Origin of the sequence: Sphingomonas alpina, assembly GCF_014490665.1 — a bacterium.
Taxonomy (GTDB): domain Bacteria; phylum Pseudomonadota; class Alphaproteobacteria; order Sphingomonadales; family Sphingomonadaceae; genus Sphingomonas; species Sphingomonas alpina.
In genome coordinates this window covers 4,311,178-4,335,470 of the sequence record NZ_CP061038.1, presented here as the reverse complement: position 1 = coordinate 4,335,470, position 24,293 = coordinate 4,311,178, and the positions used below count along the sequence as shown (strand labels likewise).

Below are 24,293 nucleotides of genomic sequence, written 5' to 3'. Positions count from 1 at the left end.
GCCATCAGCGCATTTTCAACAAACTCTCAGCGATGGACCAGCGTACCCGCGCCCTGACGGGTGAAGATTTCGAGCAGCATCGCATGCGGTACGCGCCCGTCGAGGATGACGGCGGCATCGACGCCGCCTTCGACTGCGGCGACGCAGGTTTCGAGCTTGGGGATCATCCCGCCGGTGATCGTGCCGTCCGCGCGCAGCTCCGCGATCCGCGCCGGGTCGAGATCGGTGAGCAGTTCACCTTGCTTGTCGAGCACGCCCGCGACATCGGTCAGCAGGAACAGCCGTGACGCGCCCATCGCGGCGGCGACCGCGCCGGCCATGGTGTCGGCGTTGATATTATAGGTATGGCCGTCATCGCCGATCGCGATCGGCGCGACCACCGGGATCACGCCGGCATTGCTCAGCGTGTCGAGGATCGAGCGATCGACCGCCACTGGCTCGCCGACAAAGCCGAGATCGACCGCGCGTTCGATATTGCTGTCCGGATCGCGTGTCGTGCGTTCGACCTTTCTCGCGCGTACAAAGCTTGCGTCCTTGCCTGAAATGCCGACTGCGCGACCGCCGGCCTGGCCGATCCAGGCGACCAGTTCCTTGTTGATCGCGCCCGACAGGACCATTTCGGCGACCTGCGCGGTCTGCGCATCGGTCACCCTCAGGCCATCGATGAAGCTCGATTCGACGCCGAGCTTCTTCAGCATCGCGCCGATCTGTGGTCCGCCGCCATGCACCACGACCGGGTTGATCCCGACCGCCTTCATCAGCACGACGTCCTCGGCGAAATCGCGTGCCAGTTCCGGATCGCCCATCGCGTGGCCGCCATATTTCACCACGAAGGTCGCGCCGGCATAGCGCTGCATATAGGGCAGCGCTTCGGTGAGCGTTTCGGCCTTGGCGAGCAAGGCGGGATCAGGTGCGTGATCGGTCATGCGCGCGCACTAGGGTCCAAACCCAGTCACCGCAATGGTCGAGATCGACCGTGGGTTTGGACCCTAAGGCCGTGCGGCCGTGCCATCCAGCCATCGCCCGATCGCGACCACCAGATAGATCAGCGGCGGGACCAGCACGGCGGACAGCGTGACCTTGGCGAGCATCTGGCCGATCAGCAGCTGGCCGATCGGGAAGACACCGAGAAACGCGATCGAGATGAACAGCAGTGTATCGACGATCTGCGACAGCACCCCCGCGATCGCGCCGCGCAGCCAGAGCAGCTTGCCGCCCTCGCCCCGGAGCCAGCTGAACAGGGTCACGTTCAACGTCTGCGAGGCGCCATAGGCGACGATTCCGGCGATCCAGATCCGGATCGTGCCGCCCAGCACGAGCTGGAATCCGTCGCGTATCGCCGGGTTCATGCCGGGAGAAGCGGGCAGATGCAGGACGATCTCGAGCAAGGCGATTGACCCGAGCAACGGCACGAAGCCGAAACGGACCAGCGTGTTGGCGACCGCCGGTCCGTGCAGTTCGGCAACCGCGCTCGACACCACCACCAGCAGCAGAAAGGCGAAAATGCCTGCCTCGACCGCCAATGGCCCCTGCCCGAACAGCGGGCCGATCGCCGAAATCGGTCCGAGCGAAACCTGTTTGGATCCAAGCACGCCGGCGATGCAGACCATGCCGCCATAGAAGATCGAGAAGGCGAAGAGCGAACGCGGGATCGCGGGACTGGGTTGATTCATGGCAGTGACGCTACTGGCTTGCGCCCGCGCGTCAATCCGGCAGGTGACGGCCGGTCAAGCTCGCCAGCGCAATTTTCTTGCACAACTTCCGCTTATGCTGCGAAGCTGGGACAAAATGGGGGCGTGCCAGAACGCCGGCGGGGTTAATCAATGAACAAGTTTCTGATCGGGCTGGCGGGGATCGCCGTCATTCTCGGCATCGCCGTCCTGTTGTCGAACAATCGACGGGCGATCCGCCCGCGTGTGGTCGGCGCGGCATTCGCGCTGCAGGCCGGGATCGCCGTGCTGGTGCTCTATGTGCCCGCCGGCAAGCATATCCTGCAATTCCTGTCGGGCGGCGTCGCCAATTTGCTGGGCTATGCCAAGGCCGGCACCGATTTCCTGTTCGGGTCGCTTGCAAGCAATCCGCTGGGACAGAATTTCGCGATTCAGGCGCTGCCGGTGATCATCTTCTTCGCCAGCCTCGTCTCGATCCTCTACTATCTCGGTATCATGCAGTTCGTCGTGCGCTGGATCGGCGGTGCGATCGAATGGGTGATCGGCGTGTCGAAGGTCGAATCGCTGTGCGCGGCCGCCAATATCTTCGTCGGGCAGAGCGAATCCCCGCTCGTCATCCGCCCCTATCTCGCCGGCCTGACTCCGCCGCAGCTTTTCACCGTGATGACCAGTGGGATGGCCGGGGTCGCAGGTACGATCCTCGCCGCCTATGCCTCGATGGGCATTTCGATCGAATATCTCCTCGCCGCGAGCTTCATGGCCGCACCGGGCGGCATCCTGATGGCCAAGATCATCATGCCCGATGTCCCCGCGACCGTTCAGGGTGAATTGCCGCTCGGCGATCATCCCGAGGACCACATCAAGCTGTCCGAGGCCCGCGTCAGCGGGCAGGGCCCTGCCGCACTCCTGCCCGAGGGCACGCCTGGCGAGCCGATGCCCGAGGCGAGCCATGACGAGGAAAAGCCCGCCAACATCATCATGGCGGCGGCGCAGGGTGCGCAGACCGGCGTCAGGCTGGCGGTTGCGGTCGGCGCGATGGTGCTCGCGTTCGTCGCGCTGGTTGCGCTTGCCAATGGTATCCTTGGCGGCATCGGCACCTGGTTCGGGTTGAAGGATCTGAGCTTCCAGGGCCTGCTCGGCTATGTCTTCGCGCCGGTCATGTTCCTGCTCAACGTGCCCTGGCACGAGGCGGGCGCGGCAGGCGGCCTGTTCGGGCAGAAGATCGTGCTCAACGAATTCGTCGCCTATATCGACCTCGGCAAGCAGGCGGCTTCGCTGAGTCCGCGCACCGTCGCGGTGGTTACTTTCGCGCTGTGCGGCTTCGCCAATTTCTCCTCGATCGCGATCCAGATGGCAGTCACCGGTAGCCTTGCCCCCAACCAGCGGCCGATGATCGCCAAGCTTGGCCTGCGCGCGCTGTGCGCGGGCAGTCTGGCGAATCTGATGTCGGCGGCGCTGGCGGGATTGCTGATTCCCTGAGCCTAGAGATCGAGCTGCGGCGCGCCCTCGGTTTCATCCGCATCGAAAGTCGATAGCGTCACGCCGATCAACCGGATGCCGGCGCGCAGCGGGAACAGCGTTCTCACCAGCGCGAGCGAGACATCGAGCAGCGTTTCCTTGTCGCCGACCGGCGAAGCCCGGGTCCGACTGCGCGTGACCTGGCGGAAATCGGCATAGCGCGCCTTGACCGTCACGGTCCGGCCGCGCCCGCCCGATTTCTCGCACCATGCCCAGACATCATCGGCCATTGCGCGCACTCCCGCCTCGACCGTTTCGGGCGTAATCAGGTCGACCTCATAGGTCGTCTCCGAGCCTGAGGATTTGCGCGGCCGGTCGGGCGTCACCTGACGGTCGTCCTCGCCACGCGCGATGGCGTGATACCAGGCGCCTGCCTTGCCGAAATGCGCCTGGAGGAATTGCAGTTCGCGGTCGCGCAGATCGGCGCCCGTCACGATGCCGAACCGGTTCATCTTCTCGGCGGTCTTCGGTCCGATGCCGTGGAAGCGACCGACCGGCAGCGTGGCGACGAACGCCAGCCCCGCGCCGGGCGGAATGACGCATTGGCCATTGGGCTTGTTCTGATCGGAAGCGAGCTTGGCGAGGAATTTATTGTAGGAAATGCCTGCCGATGCGGTGAGCCCGGTCGTCTCCAGGATTCGCGCCCTGATCTCCCGCGCCGTATCGGTCGCCGATGGGAGGCCACGCAAATTCTCGGTCACGTCGAGATAGGCCTCGTCGAGCGAGAGCGGTTCGACCAGCGGCGTATAGTCATGGAAGATCGCCCGAATTTGGGCCGATACAGCACGATAGACCTCGAAGCGCGGCGGCACGAACACCAGGTCGGGACAGCGCCGCAAAGCGGTGACCGAGGGCATGGCCGACCGTACGCCGAACGACCGCGCCTCATAGCTGGCCGCCGCGACCACGCCGCGCCCGCTCGATCCGCCGACCGCCAGCGGGCGGCCGCGCAGCGACGGATCGTCGCGCTGCTCTACCGACGCGTAGAATGCGTCCATATCCACATGGATGATCTTGCGGGTCACGGCCGCCTTTTATGCGCCACCGGCTATCGCGGAAAGCATGGCTATTCTGCGTGCACCACCACGCCGACCGCGATCTCGTCCAGCCCGAGCCAGCCGGCCATGCGGCGCAGTTCGATGCCGAGCCGTTCGACCGTCTCGGCCGGCGCGCCGGGTTCGACCGTCACGCGGTGCGCCAGCAGCTTACCCGCTTGCCTGTCGGCCTTCACATCGACTCGCGCGACGATCCGGTCGTCGAGCAGGAAGGGCAGGACATAATAACCATGGCGGCGCTTCTCGGCCGGGACATAGATCTCGATCCGGTAATGGAAATCGAACAATCGCTCGGTCCGTGCGCGTTCCCAGATCAGCGGGTCGAACGGGGCGAGCAGCGCGGCACCCGCGATGCGGCGCGGCCGCCGAGCGTCACGGTGGAGGTACGCGGATCTGCCCCAGCCGGCGACCGCTACCGGAATCAGCACGCCGTCTTCGACCAGTGCAGCGACACTGGCCCGCGCCGCCTCCGGCTTCAGCCGGAAATAATCGCGCAGGTCGGTTTCGGTCGCCACGCCAAGCGTCCGGGCGGCGCGCTCGGTCAGCGCCCGAAAGGCATCGGCATCGCTCGGCGTCGGCAGGTCGCGGATCGCGGCGGGGATGACCCGTTCGGTGACGTCATAGACGCGCTCGAAACTGCCGCGCCGGGTCGCGGTGGTGACATGCCCGGCGCGGAACAGCCACTCCAGCGCCTGTTTGGTGTCACCCCATTCCCACCAGCCGCTGCGGCTCTTGCCGTCCTCGAAATCCGACGCGGCCATTGGCCCTTGGCTGCGGATCCGCGCCAATACCGCCTCGGCGGCACCGCGCCGCTCGGTCGCGAAGCGCCTCAGGCTGGTCCAGCCGCCTTCGCCGCGATCGGCCTGCGCCATGCGCCAGCGCAGCAGCGGATATAGCGCCATCGGCAGCAGCGACGCCTCATGCGCCCAATATTCGAACAGCCGGCGCTCCCGCTTCGGGCCCCAGGCGGCGCGATCGATCAGCGCACGATCATAGCTGCCGAGCCGCGAAAAGGCCGGCAGGTAATGCGCCCGCACCGCGACATTGACGCTGTCGATCTGATGCAGCGACAGCATATCGACCGTGCGGCGCAGATGATGCGTGCCGACCGTCTCCGGCAACAGCGCACCGAAGCCCTGCGCGGCCAGCGCGATGCGTCGCGCCTGTGCAATGCTCAGCGTCTCGGTCAGGAGTCGCGTCCCAGTTGATCCGCGGCGCGGGCATAGGTCTCCGCCGCCTGGCGTTCCCGGGCATCCTTGAACGCCGTTGCCGGATCGGGTGCAGCGCCCAGGCTGTGCAGCAACACCCAGAGTGCAAAACGCCGGCTCGACTCACGTTCGGTACCGAAATCGATTCGCAGCCGTTCGAGACCCGAGTCGATCGCAGCTTCGTCCAGCGTCTCAAGCGCCTCGGTCCCGAAATAATGATAGAGCAGCGCGTCGAGATCCAAGGGAGTTTCCTATTGAGGCGTTTTGATAGCTTGGCGTCTAGCCTGTTCCGGCGCGTGGCGGCACGGATTAATTCAGTGCATCAGGCCTCTTCCAGGCCCTGTACCTGCTCGAGAAGCCAGTGGCGAAAGGCCATGACGGACGGGCGGAGATCCGCCGCTGACGGTGTGACGAGATAATAAGCGAGCCCGTCGAGCAGTACCGGATCGGCAAGCCCGACCAGCCGGCCGTCGCGAATATCCGGTTCGGCCAGCGCGGCCGGCAACAGCCCGGCCCCCTGCCCGGACAGGATCGCGGTTCGCAGTAGCCCCACATCGTCGAACGACGCGCCGCGCGCCGTTGCGATCAGCCCGTGATGCCGGAACCATAATGGCCATCCACCGCGATCGGCGCCATGCACCTTCGGCCAGTCGAGCAGATCGACCGCCTCGCCCGGCGATCCGAGCCGGATGACGAGATCGGGGCTGGCGACCGGTACGACCATGGGTGCGATCAGCAGGTCGCTGATCATGTCGCGATAGCTGCCGAGACCATGCCGGATCGCGACATCGGCTTCGCCTGCGGCGAGATTGGCGAGCGCTGTCGTCGCCATCACGCGCAAGTCGATCGCCGGGTGCCGTGCCTGAAAATCGCCCAGTCGCGGCACCAGCCATGTCTCTGCGAAAAATGGCGTGACGCTGACCGTAAGCATGCCGCTATCGGCCCCGTTGCGCACCCGATCCGTCGCTTCGGTCATCAGGCGAAACGCATTTCGGATCGCCGGCAGCAGCGACTGCCCGGCATCGCTCAGATAAAGCGCGCGGTTCGCGCGGCGGAACAGGGATACGCCCAGTTCCTCCTCTAGGCCGCGCAACTGCTGGCTGACCGCGCTTGGCGTCACGCACAATTCCGCCGCGGCGTGTTTCATCGACAGATGTCGCGCCACGGCATCGAAGGTGCGCAATCCATTCAGTGCCGGTAATCGCATTAGAATTACTTACTCGTTGGAATTAGCGATGATCGTTTGTCGACTGAATCATACACTGGCAAAAGCGGTCGAACAATGGCGATAGCGCTTCTCCACAATGAGACTCGATGAAGCAGGACTATCGCGATCAACATCGATAGCCAGGAGCAAGGCCATGATCGGAACACCCGAAATCTCGACCGAGAACGCGGTCTTTCGCAAACACGTCACCATTCAGGGTGTACCGATGGCCTATGTCGATGTCGGCCAGGGCGACCCGATCGTGTTTCTCCACGGCAATCCCACGCCTTCCTATCTGTGGCGCAAGATCATCCCTTATGCGCTGCCGTTTGGCCGTTGCCTCGCACCCGATTATCCGGGGATGGGGAATTCGGGCGCCGAGCCCAACGGGGCCTATCGGCTGGTCGATCAGCAGAATTATGTCGATGGTTGGTTCGATGCGCTGGGGCTCGATCATGACGTCATCCTCGTGGTTCATGACTGGGGCTCGGCGCTTGGCTTTGACTGGGCGCGGCGTCATCCCGGCAAGGTGAAGGCGATCGTGCATATGGAAGGGATCGTGCGGCCTTTCCTGTCGTGGGAGGAGTGGCCGGCCCTCACCCGGGACTTTTTTCAGCGGCAGCGCACGCCGGCCGGCGAGAAGATGATCCTCGAGCAGAATCTATTCATCGAATATCTGCTTCCGCTGCGTGGCCTCTCGGGCGAGGCGATGGAGGTCTATCGCAGCCATTTCCGCGTGCCGGGCGAGGCGCGCCGTCCGATGCTGGACTGGACTCGCGACTTGCCGATCGCCGGCGAGCCCGCTGATGTCGTCGCCATTGTCGAGGCCTATTCGGCCTGGCTGATGGCCAGCCCGATCCCGAAGCTGTTCATCAACGGCGATCCCGCCGGTTTCCTGATCGGCGCCCAGCGCGATTATTGCCGCGGCTTCCCCAATCAGCAGGAAGTCACGGTCGACGGCGCGCATTTTCTGCAGGAAGATTCGCCGCGCGAGGTGGGCGAGGCGATCGCCAAATTCATCGCCGCCGTCCTGGCGGGCCGGTTCGTCGCGGCATGACCGAGCTGCATTACCTGACCATCGCGGAACTGTCGGCAGCGATTGCCCGTCGCGATCTGTCACCGGTCGAGGTGACCCGGGCGCAGCTCGATCGGATCGCGGCGCATGACGGCGCGCTGCACAGCTATGCCTGCCTGATGGCCGACGAAGCATTGGCCGCAGCCCGGCAGGTGGAAGCCGACATGGCGGCCGGAAAGATGCGCGGCCCGCTGCATGGCGTGCCGCTGGGAATCAAGGACCTGTTCTGGACCAGGGGAGTGCCAACTGCAGCCGGCACCGCGATCCACCGCGACTTTCGGCCCGACCAGGACGCGACCGCGGTTCATCGGCTGCATGAGGCGGGCGCGGTTCTGCTCGGCAAGCTCGAAATGACCGAAGGCGCCTATTCGGATTATCACCCTTCGGTCACCGCACCGGTCAATCCGTGGAACGCGGACTACTGGCCCGGCATCTCGTCGAGCGGCCCGGCCGTCGCGGTCGCGGCCGGGCTTTGTTATGGCGCGCTTGCCTCCGATACCGGCGGGTCGATCCGCTGGCCGGCCGCTGCCAACGGCATCACCGGCCTGAAGCCGAGCTGGGGCCGGGTCAGCCGCTTTGGCGTTGTCGAACTGGCTGCCTCGCTCGATCATGTCGGCATGCTGGCGCGCAGTGCGGCAGATGCAGGACTGCTGCTCGATGCGATCGCCGGTGCCGACCTGCTGGATCCGACTGCAGTGCAGACACTGATTCCCAACCGCCACGACGACGCGGACGGTGACTTGCGCGGCCTGCGGGTCGGCATCGATCCGGACTGGAATGGCGAGGGGGTGGATGACCTCGTGCTGCGCGTGCTTGCCGAGGCGAAAGAGGTTCTTGCCGGGCTCGGTGCCGAGATCGTCGAGGTGACGGCGCCCGATGTCGATGACGCCATTGCCGACTGGCCGGCAAACTGCGCGGTCGAGGCGGCGGTTGCGCATCACGCGACCTTCCCGTCGCGCCGCGAGGATTATGGTCCGGTGCTCGCGGCGGTGCTCGATCGCGGCCACACCCTGTCGGGGCACGACTATCAGCGAATCCTGCTGCGCCGCATGGCGCTCCGCGGCGGGTTCGACGCCTTGTTTGCGCAAGTCGATTTATTGCTGACGCCGGTTCACCCCTTTGCGCCGCTCAGCCTGGCGGCGATCAGCACGCTTGGTGAGCAACCTCATCTGATCGCCCGGCTGCAGCGCTATACCTGCCCGTTCAATATGACTGGCTCGCCCACCATAACCCTACCCGGCGGCCATGATGACGCCGGCATGCCGATCGCCTTCCAACTCGTCGCCGGCCATTTGCACGAAACGAGGCTGATCCGTGCTGGCATCGCCTATCAGCGTGAGACATGCTGGCATCGGCGACATCCGTCGGGCTGAGATGGCGGATCAGGGTGTCAGAGTAAGAGCAATCCTGCGCCGGTCGCGATCACGGCCAGGGCGATCAATCCCACCTGACCGCCACGATATGCGCTGGCCCGTCCATAGCGTTCATACAGCATGAGCAGCGCGACCGCCGCCATCACCAGGAGGTGCGGGGCGCCTTCGAAGCAGAAGGGCAGCGCCATCAGTGCCCAGCATGATCCGACACAGGCGCCCGCAACCATGACGCCATGACGTGCGGCGGCCAGTTCATGCGCGAAGCCCGATCGGGGCATCGGCGTCTCGCCGCAGCGGTGCAGGCAGTGGCGCTTGACGGGTGTCGCCTGCCAAGCGGCTGCAATACCGAGAGCGATCAATGGTCCGGCCAGCGCGCTCGATGCGGTGGCCAGCCGCAACAATGACGTCAGCGCGACGAGCGGGACAATCATCGCCATCCAGATGGCGAGATAGGCGATCAGGAAGGCCAGGACGGCACTGTCGCCACGGCGCGTCCCTCCGCCGGCGCGAACCTGCATCAGCGGCACGTGGAGCAACGGCAGCATCATTGCGCACAGCATCACCAGCCAGGACAGGAATAATGGCGGCAGTGGGTTGATGCGCAGCGCGATCTCGAAACTTGCCGGGACACTGGTCCAGAAATGCCCGCCCGGACCGCACAGGTCGGGCAGGATCGGGATGATGCTCCACGACAGCAGAAATACCCAGGCCAGCAGGCTGGGTGCGGCCAGCGGCCAGTAACGGGCGCCCCGTGCGATCACGACGAGGCCTGTGTCCCGATCGGCGGCCAGGGCGGCATCGGACAAGTCCTGGCGACGGGGAGCTTGCTGCGCACTGGCGGGTCGGGATAATATTGCGTCGTGCGCTGGACGTCGCGCGCGACCTTGCCGCCCTTGAGCAATTTGATCAGCATCAACGCTTCGTCGAGCCCGGAGGAGATGCCGCCGCCAGTCAGCCGGTCGCGGTCGAGATGGAAGCGTGGATGTCCCCGGGCGACCTTGATGTGCTTGTACGCCTTGAGGCAGGGGATGAACGCCCAGTGCGTGGTCGCCTTGTAGCCGTCAAGCAGGCCCGCCGCCGCGAGCAGCAAGGCGCCTTCACACACCGATGCGACCATCGGGGTGACAGCAGCCTGCTTTATCAGGAAATCGAGATAGACGCGCTTGGGGTCGTGGATCAGCTCCGACAGCGCATTGGGGTCGCCGCCCGGCACCCAGAGCGCGTCATAGCGGCGCGCCTGCGCGAAGCTTCGCTCGACCTTGAACGGGAAGGCATCGCGAAACTGGATCATGCCGCGCCGTGTGGCGAGCAGGTCGACCTCGATCCCGGCCCAGCGGAACATCTCGTACGGGCCGGTGACGTCAAGCATGTCGACATCGTCATAGACCGGTATGCCAATGATCATGATGTGCCTCCCATCCGCCTCGCGATGTCGACCGGCGCCCTGCTTCGCCAGAATGGCGCTTCCGGCCAGCGCGCAGCCTCGGCATAATGCCCGGCCAGCGCCTGTGCGTACCCCTGGAAACCATGCGTGCTGATCATCGCGTAGCGCCGTCGTATCTCGTCTTCCCGGCCCTTATCGATATCATCGTCGAGCAGGTCGGCGGCGGCATAGGCCGCGATGATGCCCGATCGCAGCGCATGGACGATGCCCCGCGACGATAGCGGATCGGCGGCGAACAGCGTGTCTCCCGCGGCGATCCAGCGTCGCCCGATGGCGGGTTCGACCGTCGTGGTACCGGCGGAGCGTACCAGTGCTTCGCCGATCCGCGCATCGACCGGCACCAGTGCGCGCATATGGCGTGTGGCGTCCAGCGCGCGCCGCCAGCCCTGGTCGGAGCGAAGCGCGAGTGCCTCGCCAAGATCGGGATCGGTCATGCACGCGACGATGCGCCGGTCGCCGGGCAAGTCGGCGCTGTACCACCAGCCCTCCGGCCGTGCCTCGATCACCGTCCGGTTATCCCCGGCCACGCCTTCGATGAAACGGCTATGCGCGACAAGGTCGCCATGCACGCGAACCCGCGCGCTGAACGGCCGCGCCAGTCGCCAGCTTCGCCCGGCCGCCCAGATGACCGCGCGGACGACGACTTCGCTGCGATCGGCAAGCGTCAGGCACCAGCCCTCTCTCTCCGGCATTGCGGACCGCACCGCGCTGCCTGTGGAAAGCGCCACACCTGCCGCCATGGCGGCATCGGTTAGCATGCGGTCGAACCGCGCCCGGTCGAGATGCCAGCCCGGCCCTTGTGCGGAAAAAATGCTGTGGCGCTCGTCAAGCTCGTCATTGGCCCAGGCCGAGGCGAGCGCGCGACCGGCGACAAAGCCCTGCGCTTCGAACGATGTCATGACGCCAAGCTGTTCGAGCAGGCTGCGCGCCACTGCCGGCAGCACTTCGCCCGGGCGCGGCATGCTATAATCGCTTGCCTCGATCAGCCGCACCGCCAGCCTTGGCGCATGGCGGCGCAGGGTCAGCGCCGCTGCTGCTCCGGCGGGGCCACCACCGATGACCGCGATATCAGCCCTGGCGGGTGGCATAGAAAGAAGCGACCACGCCCGCTGGAGAGGTGCCGCCGCCGCTGCTCGAATGCGGGATGGTGCGCGTGACCGATCCGACGAACGCGGTGGTCTGCAATTCGTCGGTGCTGCTTGGCCAGACCGGCACCAGCCAGCCGATATAATCGTAGATCCATTGCTCGCCGCCGACCACGCCCTTGCCCTGGAAACGCACCGCCATCGGCGAACCGAATTCGAAACTGCCGCGCAAGTCCAGCGACCAGCCCGGCCCGCCGATCGTGCCGCCCAGTTCGGCCGGCGCGGTCTCGGTGATCACCAATGTGCCGCGTCCGAATTCGAGATCGTTGAACGCGGTATCCACGTCCGGGTCGTTGAGCAGGCTGCGATAGGTCCAGCTGCCTATGAATGGATTGGTCATGGCTTAGTCTCCCGAGTCTTCGACGCTGATATATTTCTGGTCGGGCGAGGGGCCGGTGGCGGCCTGCGGATTGCGCACGACGAAGCCGAGCTTCGACCATTCGGTGACCATCTTCAGGTCGCCGGCCGATGTCTGCGGGATGCCACGCGCCCAGGCGCGGAACTGCAGCGTCGGTTTGCCGTCGACCACCGCCGGGACATAGACCTGCATCGGCCGGTGCGCGGGCCACCACAACGTCTCCCACACGCGCTGTTCCTGCGTCATCAGGCTGTCACCGACACTGTCCGGGCTGAGTTGGTTCCACTCCTCATAGGTGACGTCGATCATCTGCGTGGAGCATTCGTTGAAGTCCGCCTGCCACGGCAATCCCGACAACTTGGTCATGTCGCCCGGCTGCAGCCCGATAGTGAAATCGCTGCCCTGCGACAGTGGATCGTTGATGTAGGAGACATAGCCCTCCTCACCGACACCGGCGCCCCAGCGATTGGCGTTCTGCTGCGCGGCGGTGAGCTGGAACTGATACCATTCGGGATCGGCCTTGATCCGGTACGGCGCGCGCCAGATCGCCGGGTTGCGGATGATCCAGGTCACTTCGCCGCCGGGGCAGAAAGCGCCGCCAAGGCCGTTCGAGAGTACCCCGCGATCGAGTTCGCGCCCGGTCGTCGCGGTCCAGTCCTTGTACGGCTGCCACGGATCGATCGTGTCGGGTACGAAACCGGCACCGACCTCATCGATGAACAGTCCCTTGGCCCATTGCCGCAGCATGAAGAGCTGCGTGTCGGTCAGGCGCAGGAACTTGCTCACTGTCTTGTTGGTGATCGGGTTATCACCGGCGAGCAGCGGCATCAGCGGCAAATGATAGGTTCGCGTCGCAGGGTTGCTGCCGAGGCGGAAGCTGTTCTCCTCGCCCGGCTTGCGCAGCAGGTCGAACAGATATTGGCGATAGCTGCGGCCGGGATCGGTGGTCGCTTCGGCGCGCGCGGTGCCGAGCGCCTGATCGAGCAGGATTCCCGCACGATAATCGAAGGCGAGGCGGCGCAGCACCGATTCGATCGGTTCGTCAGGATTCTGCGTGCGGTCCGGTGCATCCGGTTCCTGCCGCGACGATCCGCGCGCCAGTTTGAGCAGCGGCTTGAGCTTCGGCGATACCGCTTCCGCGACCACGGCGATTGCCGCATCGACCGCTTCGCCCCATGCCGCGTGCGCGGCGGCATAATCGGGCGAGGGTGCGGCCTCGTTCTCGGCCTGGATCAGACGCCAGCGAGCGGCAAAGGCTTCGGGCGTCTCGCCATCGATCGGCGGACAGACAGCAGCGGCAAACGCCGCCGCCGCTGCCTTGAGCGGACCGGACGCGATGTCGATCGCGTCGGCCGCGCCTGGTGCCTGAGTCGCATCGAGCTGCATCAGGCTCGGCTCGAGCGCCGTTTCGAGCAGCTTGCCCGAGCGATGCGCATCGACCGCCGCGGCCAGTTTCCTGGCCAGCGTGCGCGGTGCCATCTTCGGGGGAATGCATAGCCGATAGGGATCGAACGTGCCGCGGCTCGATTGGTTGTGCGGGAAATTCGACAGCTGCAGGATCGACGCGAAATAGGAGAATTCGTCGGCGCGAAACAGGATCGGCCAGATGTCGCGCCAGAACCATGGGCGATAATCCGGATTCCATTGCACTGGCCCGGCTTTCCAATGGAGCAAGGCGGGCGTGTCTTCCGGATCGATCTTCTGCGGCGCGGCGAATGTGCCGGCGGTGCCGTACATGTCGGTGCGATAGGCGAATTCGCGGATCGACATATCCTCGACCACGTCTTCCAGCGTGATCATGTCGAGCACTTCAGGCGCGTAGCGCGGATAACCGGCAAGCACCCAAGCGGGATATTCGACGTCGATATAGCGCAGCTGCCCGACATTCTCGGCCTGCATCACCAGCCGCGCCATCACTGGCCCGTCCGAAATATCATCGAACCAGCTGTCGCTATTGGCATAGGTATCGATGCGCGGATGGCCGAAGCCGGATGCGAACGAGCCGCTATTGCCGTGTCCCGCCAGCACCAGCAGCCGGCCGTCATCGTCGGTGATAAGGTCGCCGAGCGTATCTATGTCGCGCGGTTGCATGCCGGTCGGCGGGAAATTGGCCGCATAGGCGGGATTGCCGGTGCGGCTGAAGCTCGCCTTGCGCCTTGTCTTGTGATCGACGGTCTGCGGACCGGGGTCGATGATCAGCTTTTGCCGCTCCTGCGGATCAGTGATCGTTGGATTGCGCAACGGCGCGTCGCTCGGATAACCGACCTCGCCGCGCAGACCGTCGAATGTGTACCAGGCGGCCTTTTTATTGGCGAGCTGCACGCGCCACTGGATGTCGACCAATGTCCCCTGGTTGCCACCGCCCTCGATCGCCTCGTTCAGCTTGAGCGGGCGGCCATCGGGATGTTCCTCGTCATAGACATAGATCTGGAAGCGCGCGGCCTGGCGCTTGATCCGGCCCTTGCTGTCCTTGAAAGTCTTGACCGGCTTGTTGCCCTTGGCCGGATTGCCCATCGCATCGCAGTCGATCGGCAGCTGCGCCGGGCCTTCGGGCGTGATGCAGAAACCGTCGGGGCTGTCGCCGAGCCGGGCGATGCCGATCGCGGGGTGGATGCGATATACCGGTGGCGACGCCATAGAATTCCCCTTTGGCCGGCGCCCAGGTCGGCGCCCCCTCCTGCTTCAATCGAGAAAGTTGAGCGATACCCCGTCGAGCCGCAGCAATTCGCGATCCTCCTCATACGAGGCACCGATCACGACCAGGCTGACGGTCAGCGTCTTGACCCCGGTAGCGAGCAGCTTCTTCACGCAGCGCGTCACGTCGATGCGGTGATTGCGCGGCGTGTTCATGCTGCGCTCGCGCCGGTCGAACTTGCGATTCTCCGCCGGGGGCAGCTCGCAATGACCCGGCCCGCCATAGCATTCGCCATGCCCGAACACCGCCGCATAACCGGCATAGCCCTCGCTGGTCAGCGGGGTCGATGCATCGGCGTCGGGCGTGTTGAGGAACACGCGGATGAAGCAGGAGCGCGGCAATTGCGGCACGCGGTGCAGCCGCACCTCGGCCGAGCGGAAGCCCTTGTGCACCGCGTCCGACACCGGCAGCGGCGCCGACACGAAGCGGCCGACCGGATTGGTCAGCCCGACCGGGATCATGCTGCCGCCGCGGACATATTCATAGCCGAAGCGGTGCATGTCGAGCGTATCGCGCGTGGCGTAGCTCCACGGCGTCAAAGGTGAATCGAGATCGGCCGGCAGGCCGTCGGGATGCTCCTGCTGCCAATTGTGCCATAGCCGGTCGATATTGGCGTGCACCGGCCAGAAGATCGGGTCGTAGGATGCGGTCAGGTTGCTGAACATGTCGCCAAATTGCGGCTCGCTGTACAAATCCTCGCGCTGGTGGAACTTGCGGCCCGCGACTTGCACCGCGCGATTGCGGTCGAGCGGCGCCGCAGCGTTGAATGCCGGATTGATGCCGCCGGTCCAGATATGCATCGTATTGTGCGGATTCTGGTCGATAAAGCCAAAGCTGTCGACATACAGGCTGCCCCCGCCGAAATCGCGGAAGGTGCGCAGGGACATGATCTCGTCAATGTCTTCCTGACGCGGATAATGGTAATGAATCCGGGTATTGATCGTCTGGCCGCTGCCGAATTCGCCCGAATAGCGCAGCGGATACCACAGCGAATTCGCCTCGAGCAGCGCATCGATCAGCCGCTCGCGATAGGTGCCCTTGGTATATTTGTCGCCGATCGCCGCGCCGACCGCAGCGAGGATCTTGTTCAACGTCGCATAATGCACGCCGACCAGCGGCTGCAGCTTCTTCACCGGAAAGCCCTGGCCGGCGAGCGTGCGCAGCGATGCCTCGGTCAGGAAGGCCTTGAACGCCTCGGGCAGGATCGCGCCCTTTGACGGATCCTCGGGATTGTAGCGCGGCGCGGGAAAATCCCACCACGGCATCGTCACATCGGGACAATGATCCTGCAGCGCCTGTTCGAATTCGTAGAGATAGACGCGGTGCCAGGGCAGGAAGCGTTCCCAGCCATGCTGGCAATGATTCTGGTGGATCAGCGCGAGGTTGTTGTAGCTGCGCTTGTCGCCGACCCATTTGTTGAGCGTGTAGAGTTCGCGAAAGGCGCAGCGCAGCCGCTCCTTCTGTGGCTCGCTCATTGCATCGACGTCCATGCGCTGACGCAGCTCACCCTTGGCATAGGCGTACACGCCGGGGTCGCTGGTCGGCGCGAACACCGGCCCATTCAGCCCAGTCACCTCGACCCGGGTCTCGCCGGGCACGCTGACTTCGCCGGCAATGGCCAGCGTGTCGAGCAGCGCGCCGGGGCAGCCTTCGTCGATCCACGCTTCGATCCGGTCGATATCGGCAGGGGCTATCGCCGACCCGCCCCAGGGCAGGCGCGGGAATTGCGTGCCGTCGAACGGCGATTGTCCGCGCAAGCCGCGGATCAGCCCGGACTGCGCCCCCCGGCCCGACGTATCGCTCCCCTTGCCGCAGCAGCTGCCGCCGGTCTCGGGCTCGATCAAGGCCACGCCCATCAAGTTCAGGCCGAGGAACTGCGGCAAAGGCAGGTCCCAGAACGCACCCAGCGGCCCGGTCCCCGTCCCGCCTGCGCCCCGCAGGATCGCCTGCACATCGCGATAGCCGAACACCGATGATACCGGGGGCTTGGCCGGTTTCGGCGCCTTGGGCGCCTTAGTGGTTGCCATGGGGATTGACCTGCAATTGTTGCGGCGTACCGGCCGGCGCGCCGACATTGCCGTCGGGCAGGACCACGGCGACATTCTGCATCATGCCCTGATCCTCATGGTCGAGGATGTGGCAATGCAGCACGAACTCGCCGATATAGCGCTCGTACCGGGTGCGCACCTTGACCGTGTAGATGCCGGAAAAACCCTCGGGCAGGCTGTTGCCGTTGATCAGGCTCTTGATCCACAGCGTATCCTTCCACACGCCCTTCAGTCCGGCATATTGCGGATCGACATCGCCGCCCGCATCGTCGATCGAGCCGATCGCGCTGACATCCTTGCCGTTGGGATCGATGATCGAGACGATCTGGAACGGATTGACGTGGATGTGGAACGGATGGCTGACGAAATGCGACTGCAGGGTCCATTCGTCGACCCCGCCCAGCTTCAGCGCACGGTCGATCCGGTTGGGATCATAGGGTTTCGCATCCGCGGTCACCAATGTGTTGCCGACCTCGAACTTGGTGTCGGGGGTGGAGACGTCGATGAAGAAAGTCAGCTCCTGCGTGCCGGTCACTTCGCTCGCTTCGATCGTCGGATGCGGCACGAAGCGGGTCAGTTTCATGCCCGCCTTGAGATCGGCGATCACTGAGGGCTGGACGTCGGCCGGGATCACTTTGGTCGCGTTGGCGACCAGCGCGTCGGTGACATAGGTGCCGACATTGCCGGTCACCTTGGTACCCGGCGCGACATTGACGAAGCCGAGCAATTGCCGGCTCACCGCCAGCGCGTTGACCGTACCTGCCTTGGGCGCCTGCGCATCGATCACGCAGTAACCGGCGGTGTCGGGGAACACGACCAGCGCGTCATAACGATAACCGGGCTGGAAGGTGGTGAGTTTGGTCTGCTGCCCCGCCGCCATGGTCAGCCCATCGGCCGCCACCACCGAATAGGGCAGCGCCTCGGTCCCGCAATTCTCGCGGATCACCTTTTCCTCATCCTCCGCCGATTTGATCAGGCGCAGCTTCTTGGTCAGCTTGCCCGGCTTGGCCTTGAAGAATTGCAGGCTGATCGTGTCGCGAACGCCGGCATGGATCATGCGCCAGCGCTCGACCTGCCCCTGCACTGCGTTGAAATAGGGCAGCACTTCGCCATTGATCGAGGTGTAGCGACCCGATGCAGGCCAGCTGCCGGGGCCGAACTGATCATAATCCTCGATCACCCCGACATCGCCCGGTTCGCACAGATAGCGGCCCTTGATGGTCTGCTTGATCGTACCATGCGGATGGCCCGGCGACGGCGCGGTGCGGCAGGCGTACTGGATCTGCTGCATGACCAGGATGCGCTCGGGCATGCCGGCGACGATCGTGTCGAGATCGCCATTGCTCTTCAGCGTCGGCAGGCGGTCGCCGCGGATGATCAGCGCCCCGGCCATGCCGCTCGATACCTGCAGCGCGGTCGATCCGTGGCGGTGGGTATGGTACCAGAAGGTGCCTGAGGGATGCTCGCCCGGGACGTTATATTCATACTGGAACTTCACGCCCGGATTGATCGACAGCAGGACATTGTCGCCATTGCCCGCCGGGTTCACCCACAGGCCATGGGTGTGGAGGTTGGTGCCGTTGAAGCAATGCGGCTTGTCCGGCATGTGATCGCCCGGCGCGCAACCCGGATCGGCGGGCAGCTGATTGTCGAGATTGACCCGGATCGTCTCGCCCGGCCGGATCTCGATCGTCGGCGAGACGTAGGGCTTGGTCGGATCGACGTCGGTGCCGTTATAGCTGCGCAGCCGCACCTTGTCGTTCAACCCGGTGGCGGGATTGTAGAGCTGGCCGTCGGTCATCACCACGTTCAGATTGAGCACCCGCTCCCGGACCGTCGGGCCAGGTAGCGGGCGGGTCGCGTCCGGAACGGCGCTGAGCAACATCTTCGACGCCGGCTGGTTCGAATCGCCCAGCGTGCGCGGATTTTCCACATTTCGCTCCGCCTCCTGTGCGGCCGCCTGACCGGCGGATCCAATCGCCAGGGAAATCGCCAGGGTGGCCAGGCTGGTACGAGCAAATTTAGTGTTGAGATGCAGCATGATCCCCCCTCAGGTCTTCACGCGTTTCGGTGCGATGCTGAACTTGTCCTCCCAACGCCGGATGATGTCGAGTAGCTGGGCAGGAAAATTGGGACCATTTTGGCTATTGCCCCGCGATCATCTCCATTTCGGCGGCAGATATGACCGTTAACCCCACCTTGACCTTGGCGCGAGCCAATGGCGCGCAAGACTGCGCCGTTTCGGTGCTATGACAGTGTCACGAATTTTTGTAAGAAACGGCGCGATAACTTGGCCGATTGTTGCCAGGAGCTAAAGTTGCTCCTGATGGTCCCGACAGCGAAAGGTCGTGTCGCGGCCGCCGGCAATCGCTTCAGCTTATGGTCGCCCGAAAATATGGTGTGATATTCTCCGTGTCCGGGCGAACCACGGTCCTGACAGCGGGATGAGATGGCGAACCGGATGGCGACGACCGACAAAGATGATGACGGCACCGAATTTACGGTGCTCGTCGATCGCCATGCGGGGATCATCCGCAAGGTTGCGATCACCTATTGCCGCAACGCGGAGGATCGCGCGGATCTGGCGCAGGAGATCATGGCTCAGCTCTGGCAGGCCTGGCCGCGTTATGATGCGAAGCGCTCCTTCTCGACCTGGATGTACCGTGTCGCACTCAATGTCGCGATCTCGCATGTGCGCGGCGTCTATCGCGGTGCGAAGCATTTCATGCCGCTTGACGAGGGGCACGGGCAGATCGCCGGGGAAGCCGTCGATCATGAATCGAACCAGCTGCTCGCCACGCTGGATCGGCTGATCGCCGATCTGGATAACCTCAACCGGGCCGTGCTGCTGCTCTATCTCGACGACCGCAGCCACTGCGAAATCGCGGATATTCTGGGCATCAGCGAAAGCAATGTCGGCACCAAGATCGGGCGGCTGAAGCAACGTCTTCGCGACCAGCTGGTCTGATCCGCTTTCAAGGGACAAGATGAATGGAACTGCACGATCTCAAACTGGCGCTGAACCAGCTCGATGCGCGGCTCGAACGCCAGGCCGCGCTGCAGATGCAGATGGTGCGGCGCGAGGCCCGCAACACGCTGCGCGATACGTTGACGCCGCTGGCGCGAAGTCAGACCTGGCTGATTGTCTCCGGCGCGCTGTTCTGCCTGCTCGGCGTGGCGGCATGGCATGGCGAGCTGCGCCATCCCGGCGGCGCCTTTGCCAGCGGCGTCATTCTCCATGTCTATGGCTTGCTGTCGATCGCTGCCGGGGTCGTCATCAAGGTGCTGGTTGCCCGGATCGACTATGCCGAACCCGTCGTCGCGATCCAGAAACGGCTCGCACAGCTGCGGCGGGCCCAGCTCTGGGCCGGAATCGTCATCGGCATGCCCTGGTGGGTGTTGTGGGTGCCGTTGATGATCGTCGTGCTGCGCCTGCTGACCGGCGTCGATATCGCGTTCTTCGCTTCCGGCTTTCTATGGACGCTGACGATCACGGGCCTCGCTGGCATGGCGGCGACCTGGCTGGTGTATCGCTGGGCGCGATTCACCGGCCGGCAGCACATTGTGCGCGGATTCGAGAATGCCTTTGCCGGCGAGCATCTGAAACGCGCACAGGCACAGCTCGACGAGATCACTCAATTCGAGCGTGATTGACCTGCTCGGGCGAGCCCAATATCCATCGGCGGGTGCGCGGAATGATTGAACCCGCGCTACCTGCTCAGCCCTTGCAGGGCGCTGGCGAGTGCATCCATGTCCGCCATGCTGTTGAACAGGGCAGGCGTCACGCGAACACAGGCACCCTTGGCCGGCCCGACACGGTGCACGGTGAAGATGCGATGCCGCTCAAGCAACCTCGCGGCCAACGCGATATTGTCCGCAGCGCTCGTCTTGCCCGCGATCCGGAATGCGGTGATCCCGCCATGCAGTGCGGGGTCGTCGGGCGTCAGTATCTCGATCCCGGGGATCTGCCGCGCATGCGCGACCCAGCGGTTGCGCAGCGCACTCAGCCGGTCGGCGCGGCGTTTGGCGCCAATCCCCTGCTGAAAGGCGATCGCATCGGGCATGGTCAGCTGCGCGGCGAAATCCACCGTGCCGGTATGGACGCGCGCCTGCACCGTATCGCGATCGGACGCATCATTGGCCGGATCGCGATCGATCGCCGCCAATGCTCCCTTGCGAATATGGATCGCGCCGACGCCAAGCGGTGCGCCGAGCCATTTGTGGCAGTTCAGCCCGATAAAATCGCAATCGAGATCGGCCAGCGCGAAATCGAGCTGACCCCAGCTGTGCGCTGCGTCGACGATCGTATCGATCCCGCGCGCCCGCGCCATCGCCGCGATCTCGCGCACCGGTACGACCAGCCCGGTGCGGTGGCTGAGATGAGTCAGCAGGATCAGCCTGAGCCGCGGATTGGCCGCGATCGCCGCGGCATAGGCGTCGATGATCGACTGGCGCGTGGCCGGCTCGGGCAGCGCGATCCGCACCACAGCGGCGCCCTGCCGTTTGGCCAGGCTGTCCATGCACGCCTGCATGCTGTCATAATCGAGATCGGCATACAGCACCGTCTCGCCCGCCCTGAGCCGGTTATAGCCAAGGATCAATGTGCGCAGCGCCTCGGTCGCGTTGCGGGTGAAGGCGAGCTCGTCGGCGGGCACGCCCAGCGTCGCGGCCAGCCTGTCGCGCGCGGCGATCACGTCGCGCACCATGCCGCGCCTGGCATAGAAGCTGGTGTCGCGATTGACCCGCTCGACCGCCTGTTCATACGCGCGCAGCACGGGCCGGGCCATCATGCCCCAATTGCCGTTCTCGAGCTGGATGACTTCGCGCGTCACGTCATATTGTGCCGCGATGCCACGCCAGAAGGCATCGTCATCGCCTGCAAGCCCGGGGGCCGAAGCACTCGGTAGCGCCGCCGCGGCGCGCGCCGTGACGGGCAGTGCCATTGCACCCGCCAGCAATGCGCGCCGGTCGATCGGAAAACCTTCCGCCATCAAAAGGTCACCCCAAGCCGGACATAATATTGCCCGCCATCGGTATCGTAGGGCGCGTTGCGCGAATAGATCAGGCCACGCACCGCCTGGTTGGTCGCTTCGTCGGGATAGGTGTTGAACAGATTCTCCGCCCCCACCCGCACCGAGACATGCTCGTTCACGGCATAGCGCGCCGACAGGTCGAACAAGGCGATCGAGCCGAAACGCTGGAACAGGTCGCCGGTCGTATTGCCGGTCACGTCGGTCCAGGCGCCATAATAACGTCCGCGTGCGAGCAATGCGACCGGGCCGATATCATAGCCGATCGTCGCCGTGGCATTATGCTTGGGCAGACGCTCCTCGAAGATGCGGCGCTGAGTGTTGTTGGTGGCGAATGCGCCGCGGGTCACCTTGGTCTGATTGTAATTGTACGCCAGACTCAGGCTTGCCCGCCCCGGACCGACCGGATGCGCATAGGACAGCACCGCATCCACGCCGCGCGTCCGGGTGTCGAAATCATTGGTGAAGAAGCTGATCGAGGTGAAACGTTGTGGATTGGGCACGCCCCCTGGCGGCGGCACGCCTGCCGACTGGCTGAAGCGATCATCGACATTGATCTGGTACAGATCGATGCTGCCGCTCAGGCCAAAGCCGCTCTGGAAAGTCAGGCCTGCGGTCAAGGTACGCGACGTTTCCGGTGTCAGCGGCTTCGCGCCAAGCCCGGCCGCCAGCGGATCGGTGGGCGACAGGCGGCCCTGATTGAAGATCTGCAATGTTACCGTGTCGAGGCCCTGTGTGGTCTGTGACGTGTTGAGCTGCGCCGGCGTCGGGGCACGAAAGCCGGTCGAATAGGTCGCGCGCGCTGCGATTCCCTTGACCGGCTCGACCCGCGCCGACAGCTTGTAATTGAACGTATCGCCGAAGGCGGAGAAATTCTCGTACCGGCCGGCCGCGCCGAGCGTCAGCATTTCGACCGGTTTCCATTCGAGATCGAGATAGCCGGCATAGCTGGTCTGGTCGAACGTGCCGGCGGCGAGCGGGCTGAAACCGGGAAAGCCGTTCGAATTGGGGGCAAGGCCGGTCGCGGCACCCGGGCCGACCGCATAGGAAGCGGGATCGCCGGCGGAAACCTGATAGGTCTCGACCCGGCGCTCGGCGCCGAATGCGATATTGACCGGCTCGCTGGTGCCGACCGGCAGGCGATAGACGAAATCGGCATTCAGGTTGAATTCGCGCTGTTCCAGGCGGCCGAGATAGAAGCTGGTCGGGCTGAGTGGCCCGAGCGAGGCATTGAGCGTCTCGCCCAGCGTATACTCGATCCGGCTGCGGCCGGCGGCCGCGCTGACATCATAGGTGAAGCGATCGCCGATCGCGCCGCGCACGCCGCCATTGGTCTGATAATCGCTGAACGTCGTGCCCAGGCGCGGCGTGAAACCGGTCGGATACAGCGTGAGGAAGGAAAAGCCGGGAAAGGCGGTGCTGGGATTGAACACGCTGCCGGTGCCGGCCGGATTGCGCCAGTTGAAATCGGTCACGCCCTCGCCCTGCTGCACGGTGCCGAAGGCATAGAGCGTCGCGGCTTCCGACAGGTCGTAATGCGCGTCGATCGCGCCGCGGATCCGCTCTTCGTCCGGCCGGCCCCAGCGCTGCACCGGGTTCGGGACCTTCAGGTTCGGATTGGCGTTCTGAAATGCGATCGCGTCGGGCCGTTGCCGCGTGCGCGAGGTCGCCTCGCCATGGCTATATTCGCCCGTGAAGACCAGCGCGCCGCGATCGCCGAGCGCGATGCCGCCGCGCGCCCCGGCCTGGTATTTCTTCCCGTCGCCGCGATAATATTGCGAGAACTGGCCGAACGCATCCATGCCTTCGCTGTCGTCAAGGATGATGTTGATCACCCCGGCGATCGCATCGGAACCATATTGCGCCGACGCGCCGTCGCGCAGCACTTCGATCCGCTTGATCGCCAGTGACGGGATACCGGCCAGGTCGGATGCCTGCGCGCCGCGCGTGCCGAGCAGCGCCGAACGATGATAGCGCTTGCCGTTGATCAGCACGAGCGTCTGATCCGGCGAAAGCCCGCGCAGCGTCGCCGGGCGCACAAATGCCTGGCCGTCGGCGGCGGGCAGGCGCTGGACGTTGAATGAGGGCAGCAGCTGCGCCATCGTGTCGGACAGGTCGTCCGAGACGCTCGACCGCACCGCCGCGGCGGACAGCACATCGACCGGCGCCATCGTGTCGAACTGGGTCCGCGACCGGTCGCGCGTGCCCGTCACGACGATATCGCCACCCGGCTCCGGCGCATCGGTCGCCGTTTCCGACAGGGACACTGGCCCGGATTGGGCTTGCGTCTGGGCAAAGGCAGGCGCGCAGGCGAATTGCAGCGCGATGATCGCGCTCCCGGTCGTGAACTTCATGAAACCCTCCCGCCTGGCCGGATGGATGGCCAGGTCGAGGCGGCTGTTAGGGACGCTATTGTTCAGGGCCGTGACGTTTGGGGTGCAGTTTTGTTACATGATGCGAACATTTG

Annotated in this window: 20 protein-coding genes; 5 read left to right on the top strand and 15 right to left on the bottom strand. The window is 64.8% G+C overall.

Annotated elements, in window-relative coordinates:
• Positions 1–26: 26 nt before the first annotated feature.
• Together argB and H3Z74_RS20100 are read right to left on the bottom strand one after the other, a co-directional pair.
• Entirely contained in the window at positions 27–926 is a 900-nt protein-coding gene (argB, locus tag H3Z74_RS20105) for an acetylglutamate kinase (protein ID WP_187761300.1), read from the bottom strand.
• 63 nt (positions 927–989) lie between these two features.
• Positions 990–1,673 (bottom strand): queuosine precursor transporter, encoded by a 684-nt coding sequence (locus H3Z74_RS20100; protein ID WP_187761299.1) that lies wholly within the window; start codon positions 1,671–1,673, stop codon positions 990–992.
• 150 nt (positions 1,674–1,823) lie between these two features.
• On the opposite strand from H3Z74_RS20100, the gene H3Z74_RS20095 reads away from it, so the two are divergent.
• Entirely contained in the window at positions 1,824–3,149 is a 1,326-nt protein-coding gene (locus H3Z74_RS20095) for a NupC/NupG family nucleoside CNT transporter (protein WP_187761298.1), read from the top strand.
• A 2-nt stretch (positions 3,150–3,151) separates the two neighbouring features.
• Here H3Z74_RS20095 and dinB read toward each other — a convergent pair whose 3' ends face one another.
• From dinB to H3Z74_RS20075, 4 genes are all read right to left on the bottom strand, one after another.
• Positions 3,152–4,186, bottom strand: a complete 1,035-nt coding sequence (dinB, locus tag H3Z74_RS20090) for a DNA polymerase IV (protein WP_187764435.1) — start codon at positions 4,184–4,186, stop codon at positions 3,152–3,154.
• Positions 4,187–4,254: 68 nt separating this feature from the next.
• Positions 4,255–5,364: a winged helix-turn-helix domain-containing protein gene (locus tag H3Z74_RS20085; RefSeq protein ID WP_229726703.1), complete on the bottom strand. Its 1,110-nt coding sequence runs from the start codon at positions 5,362–5,364 to the stop codon at positions 4,255–4,257.
• 65 nt (positions 5,365–5,429) lie between these two features.
• Positions 5,430–5,693 carry a hypothetical protein gene (locus H3Z74_RS20080; protein WP_187761297.1) on the bottom strand — a complete coding sequence of 88 codons (264 nt, stop codon included), beginning with the start codon at positions 5,691–5,693 and terminating at the stop codon, positions 5,430–5,432.
• Between the two features lie 80 nt (positions 5,694–5,773).
• Positions 5,774–6,598: a LysR substrate-binding domain-containing protein gene (locus H3Z74_RS20075; protein WP_229726702.1), complete on the bottom strand. Its 825-nt coding sequence runs from the start codon at positions 6,596–6,598 to the stop codon at positions 5,774–5,776.
• Between the two features lie 214 nt (positions 6,599–6,812).
• On the opposite strand from H3Z74_RS20075, the gene H3Z74_RS20070 reads away from it, so the two are divergent.
• Positions 6,813–7,715 carry a haloalkane dehalogenase gene (locus H3Z74_RS20070; RefSeq protein ID WP_187761295.1) on the top strand — a complete coding sequence of 301 codons (903 nt, stop codon included), beginning with the start codon at positions 6,813–6,815 and terminating at the stop codon, positions 7,713–7,715.
• Positions 7,712–9,106 (top strand): amidase, encoded by a 1,395-nt coding sequence (locus tag H3Z74_RS20065; protein ID WP_187761294.1) that lies wholly within the window; start codon positions 7,712–7,714, stop codon positions 9,104–9,106. Before H3Z74_RS20070 ends, H3Z74_RS20065 begins: the two co-directional genes overlap by 4 nt.
• 17 nt (positions 9,107–9,123) lie before the next feature.
• Here the strand turns inward: H3Z74_RS20065 and H3Z74_RS20060 are convergent, their stop codons facing one another.
• Genes H3Z74_RS20060 through H3Z74_RS20030 form a run of 7 tightly spaced genes read right to left on the bottom strand, consistent with a single transcriptional unit; the run spans position 9,124 to position 18,837 of the window.
• Positions 9,124–9,867, bottom strand: a complete 744-nt coding sequence (locus tag H3Z74_RS20060) for a copper chaperone (RefSeq protein ID WP_229726701.1) — start codon at positions 9,865–9,867, stop codon at positions 9,124–9,126.
• On the bottom strand, positions 9,864–10,511 hold the full coding sequence (locus tag H3Z74_RS20055) for a DJ-1/PfpI family protein (protein WP_187761292.1): 648 nt from the start codon (positions 10,509–10,511) through the stop codon (positions 9,864–9,866). The genes H3Z74_RS20060 and H3Z74_RS20055 overlap by 4 nt, the downstream gene beginning before the upstream one ends.
• The gene (locus tag H3Z74_RS20050; protein WP_187761291.1) at positions 10,508–11,638 is read right to left on the bottom strand and encodes a tryptophan 7-halogenase; all 1,131 of its coding nucleotides are present in this window, start codon (positions 11,636–11,638) and stop codon (positions 10,508–10,510) included. Before H3Z74_RS20050 ends, H3Z74_RS20055 begins: the two co-directional genes overlap by 4 nt.
• Positions 11,619–12,035 carry a hypothetical protein gene (locus H3Z74_RS20045; RefSeq protein WP_187761290.1) on the bottom strand — a complete coding sequence of 139 codons (417 nt, stop codon included), beginning with the start codon at positions 12,033–12,035 and terminating at the stop codon, positions 11,619–11,621. Before H3Z74_RS20045 ends, H3Z74_RS20050 begins: the two co-directional genes overlap by 20 nt.
• 3 nt (positions 12,036–12,038) lie before the next feature.
• Positions 12,039–14,690 carry a LodA/GoxA family CTQ-dependent oxidase gene (locus H3Z74_RS20040; RefSeq protein ID WP_187761289.1) on the bottom strand — a complete coding sequence of 884 codons (2,652 nt, stop codon included), beginning with the start codon at positions 14,688–14,690 and terminating at the stop codon, positions 12,039–12,041.
• A gap of 45 nt (positions 14,691–14,735) precedes the next feature.
• A complete protein-coding gene (locus H3Z74_RS20035; protein ID WP_187761288.1) occupies positions 14,736–16,775 on the bottom strand; it encodes a tyrosinase family protein in 2,040 nt (679 codons plus the stop codon).
• Positions 16,762–18,837, bottom strand: a complete 2,076-nt coding sequence (locus tag H3Z74_RS20030; protein WP_229726700.1) for a multicopper oxidase family protein — start codon at positions 18,835–18,837, stop codon at positions 16,762–16,764. Before H3Z74_RS20030 ends, H3Z74_RS20035 begins: the two co-directional genes overlap by 14 nt.
• Before the next feature lie 420 nt (positions 18,838–19,257).
• On the opposite strand from H3Z74_RS20030, the gene H3Z74_RS20025 reads away from it, so the two are divergent.
• On the top strand, positions 19,258–19,764 hold the full coding sequence (locus H3Z74_RS20025; RefSeq protein ID WP_187761287.1) for an RNA polymerase sigma factor: 507 nt from the start codon (positions 19,258–19,260) through the stop codon (positions 19,762–19,764).
• Between the two features lie 23 nt (positions 19,765–19,787).
• Positions 19,788–20,450: a hypothetical protein gene (locus H3Z74_RS20020; protein WP_187761286.1), complete on the top strand. Its 663-nt coding sequence runs from the start codon at positions 19,788–19,790 to the stop codon at positions 20,448–20,450.
• Positions 20,451–20,506: 56 nt separating this feature from the next.
• On the opposite strand, the gene H3Z74_RS20015 is transcribed toward H3Z74_RS20020, so the two are convergent.
• Both H3Z74_RS20015 and H3Z74_RS20010 read right to left on the bottom strand, forming a co-directional pair.
• Positions 20,507–21,787 carry an aminotransferase class V-fold PLP-dependent enzyme gene (locus tag H3Z74_RS20015; protein WP_187761285.1) on the bottom strand — a complete coding sequence of 427 codons (1,281 nt, stop codon included), beginning with the start codon at positions 21,785–21,787 and terminating at the stop codon, positions 20,507–20,509.
• On the bottom strand, positions 21,787–24,180 hold the full coding sequence (locus tag H3Z74_RS20010; RefSeq protein WP_187761284.1) for a TonB-dependent receptor plug domain-containing protein: 2,394 nt from the start codon (positions 24,178–24,180) through the stop codon (positions 21,787–21,789). Before H3Z74_RS20010 ends, H3Z74_RS20015 begins: the two co-directional genes overlap by 1 nt.
• Positions 24,181–24,293 lie beyond the last annotated feature (113 nt).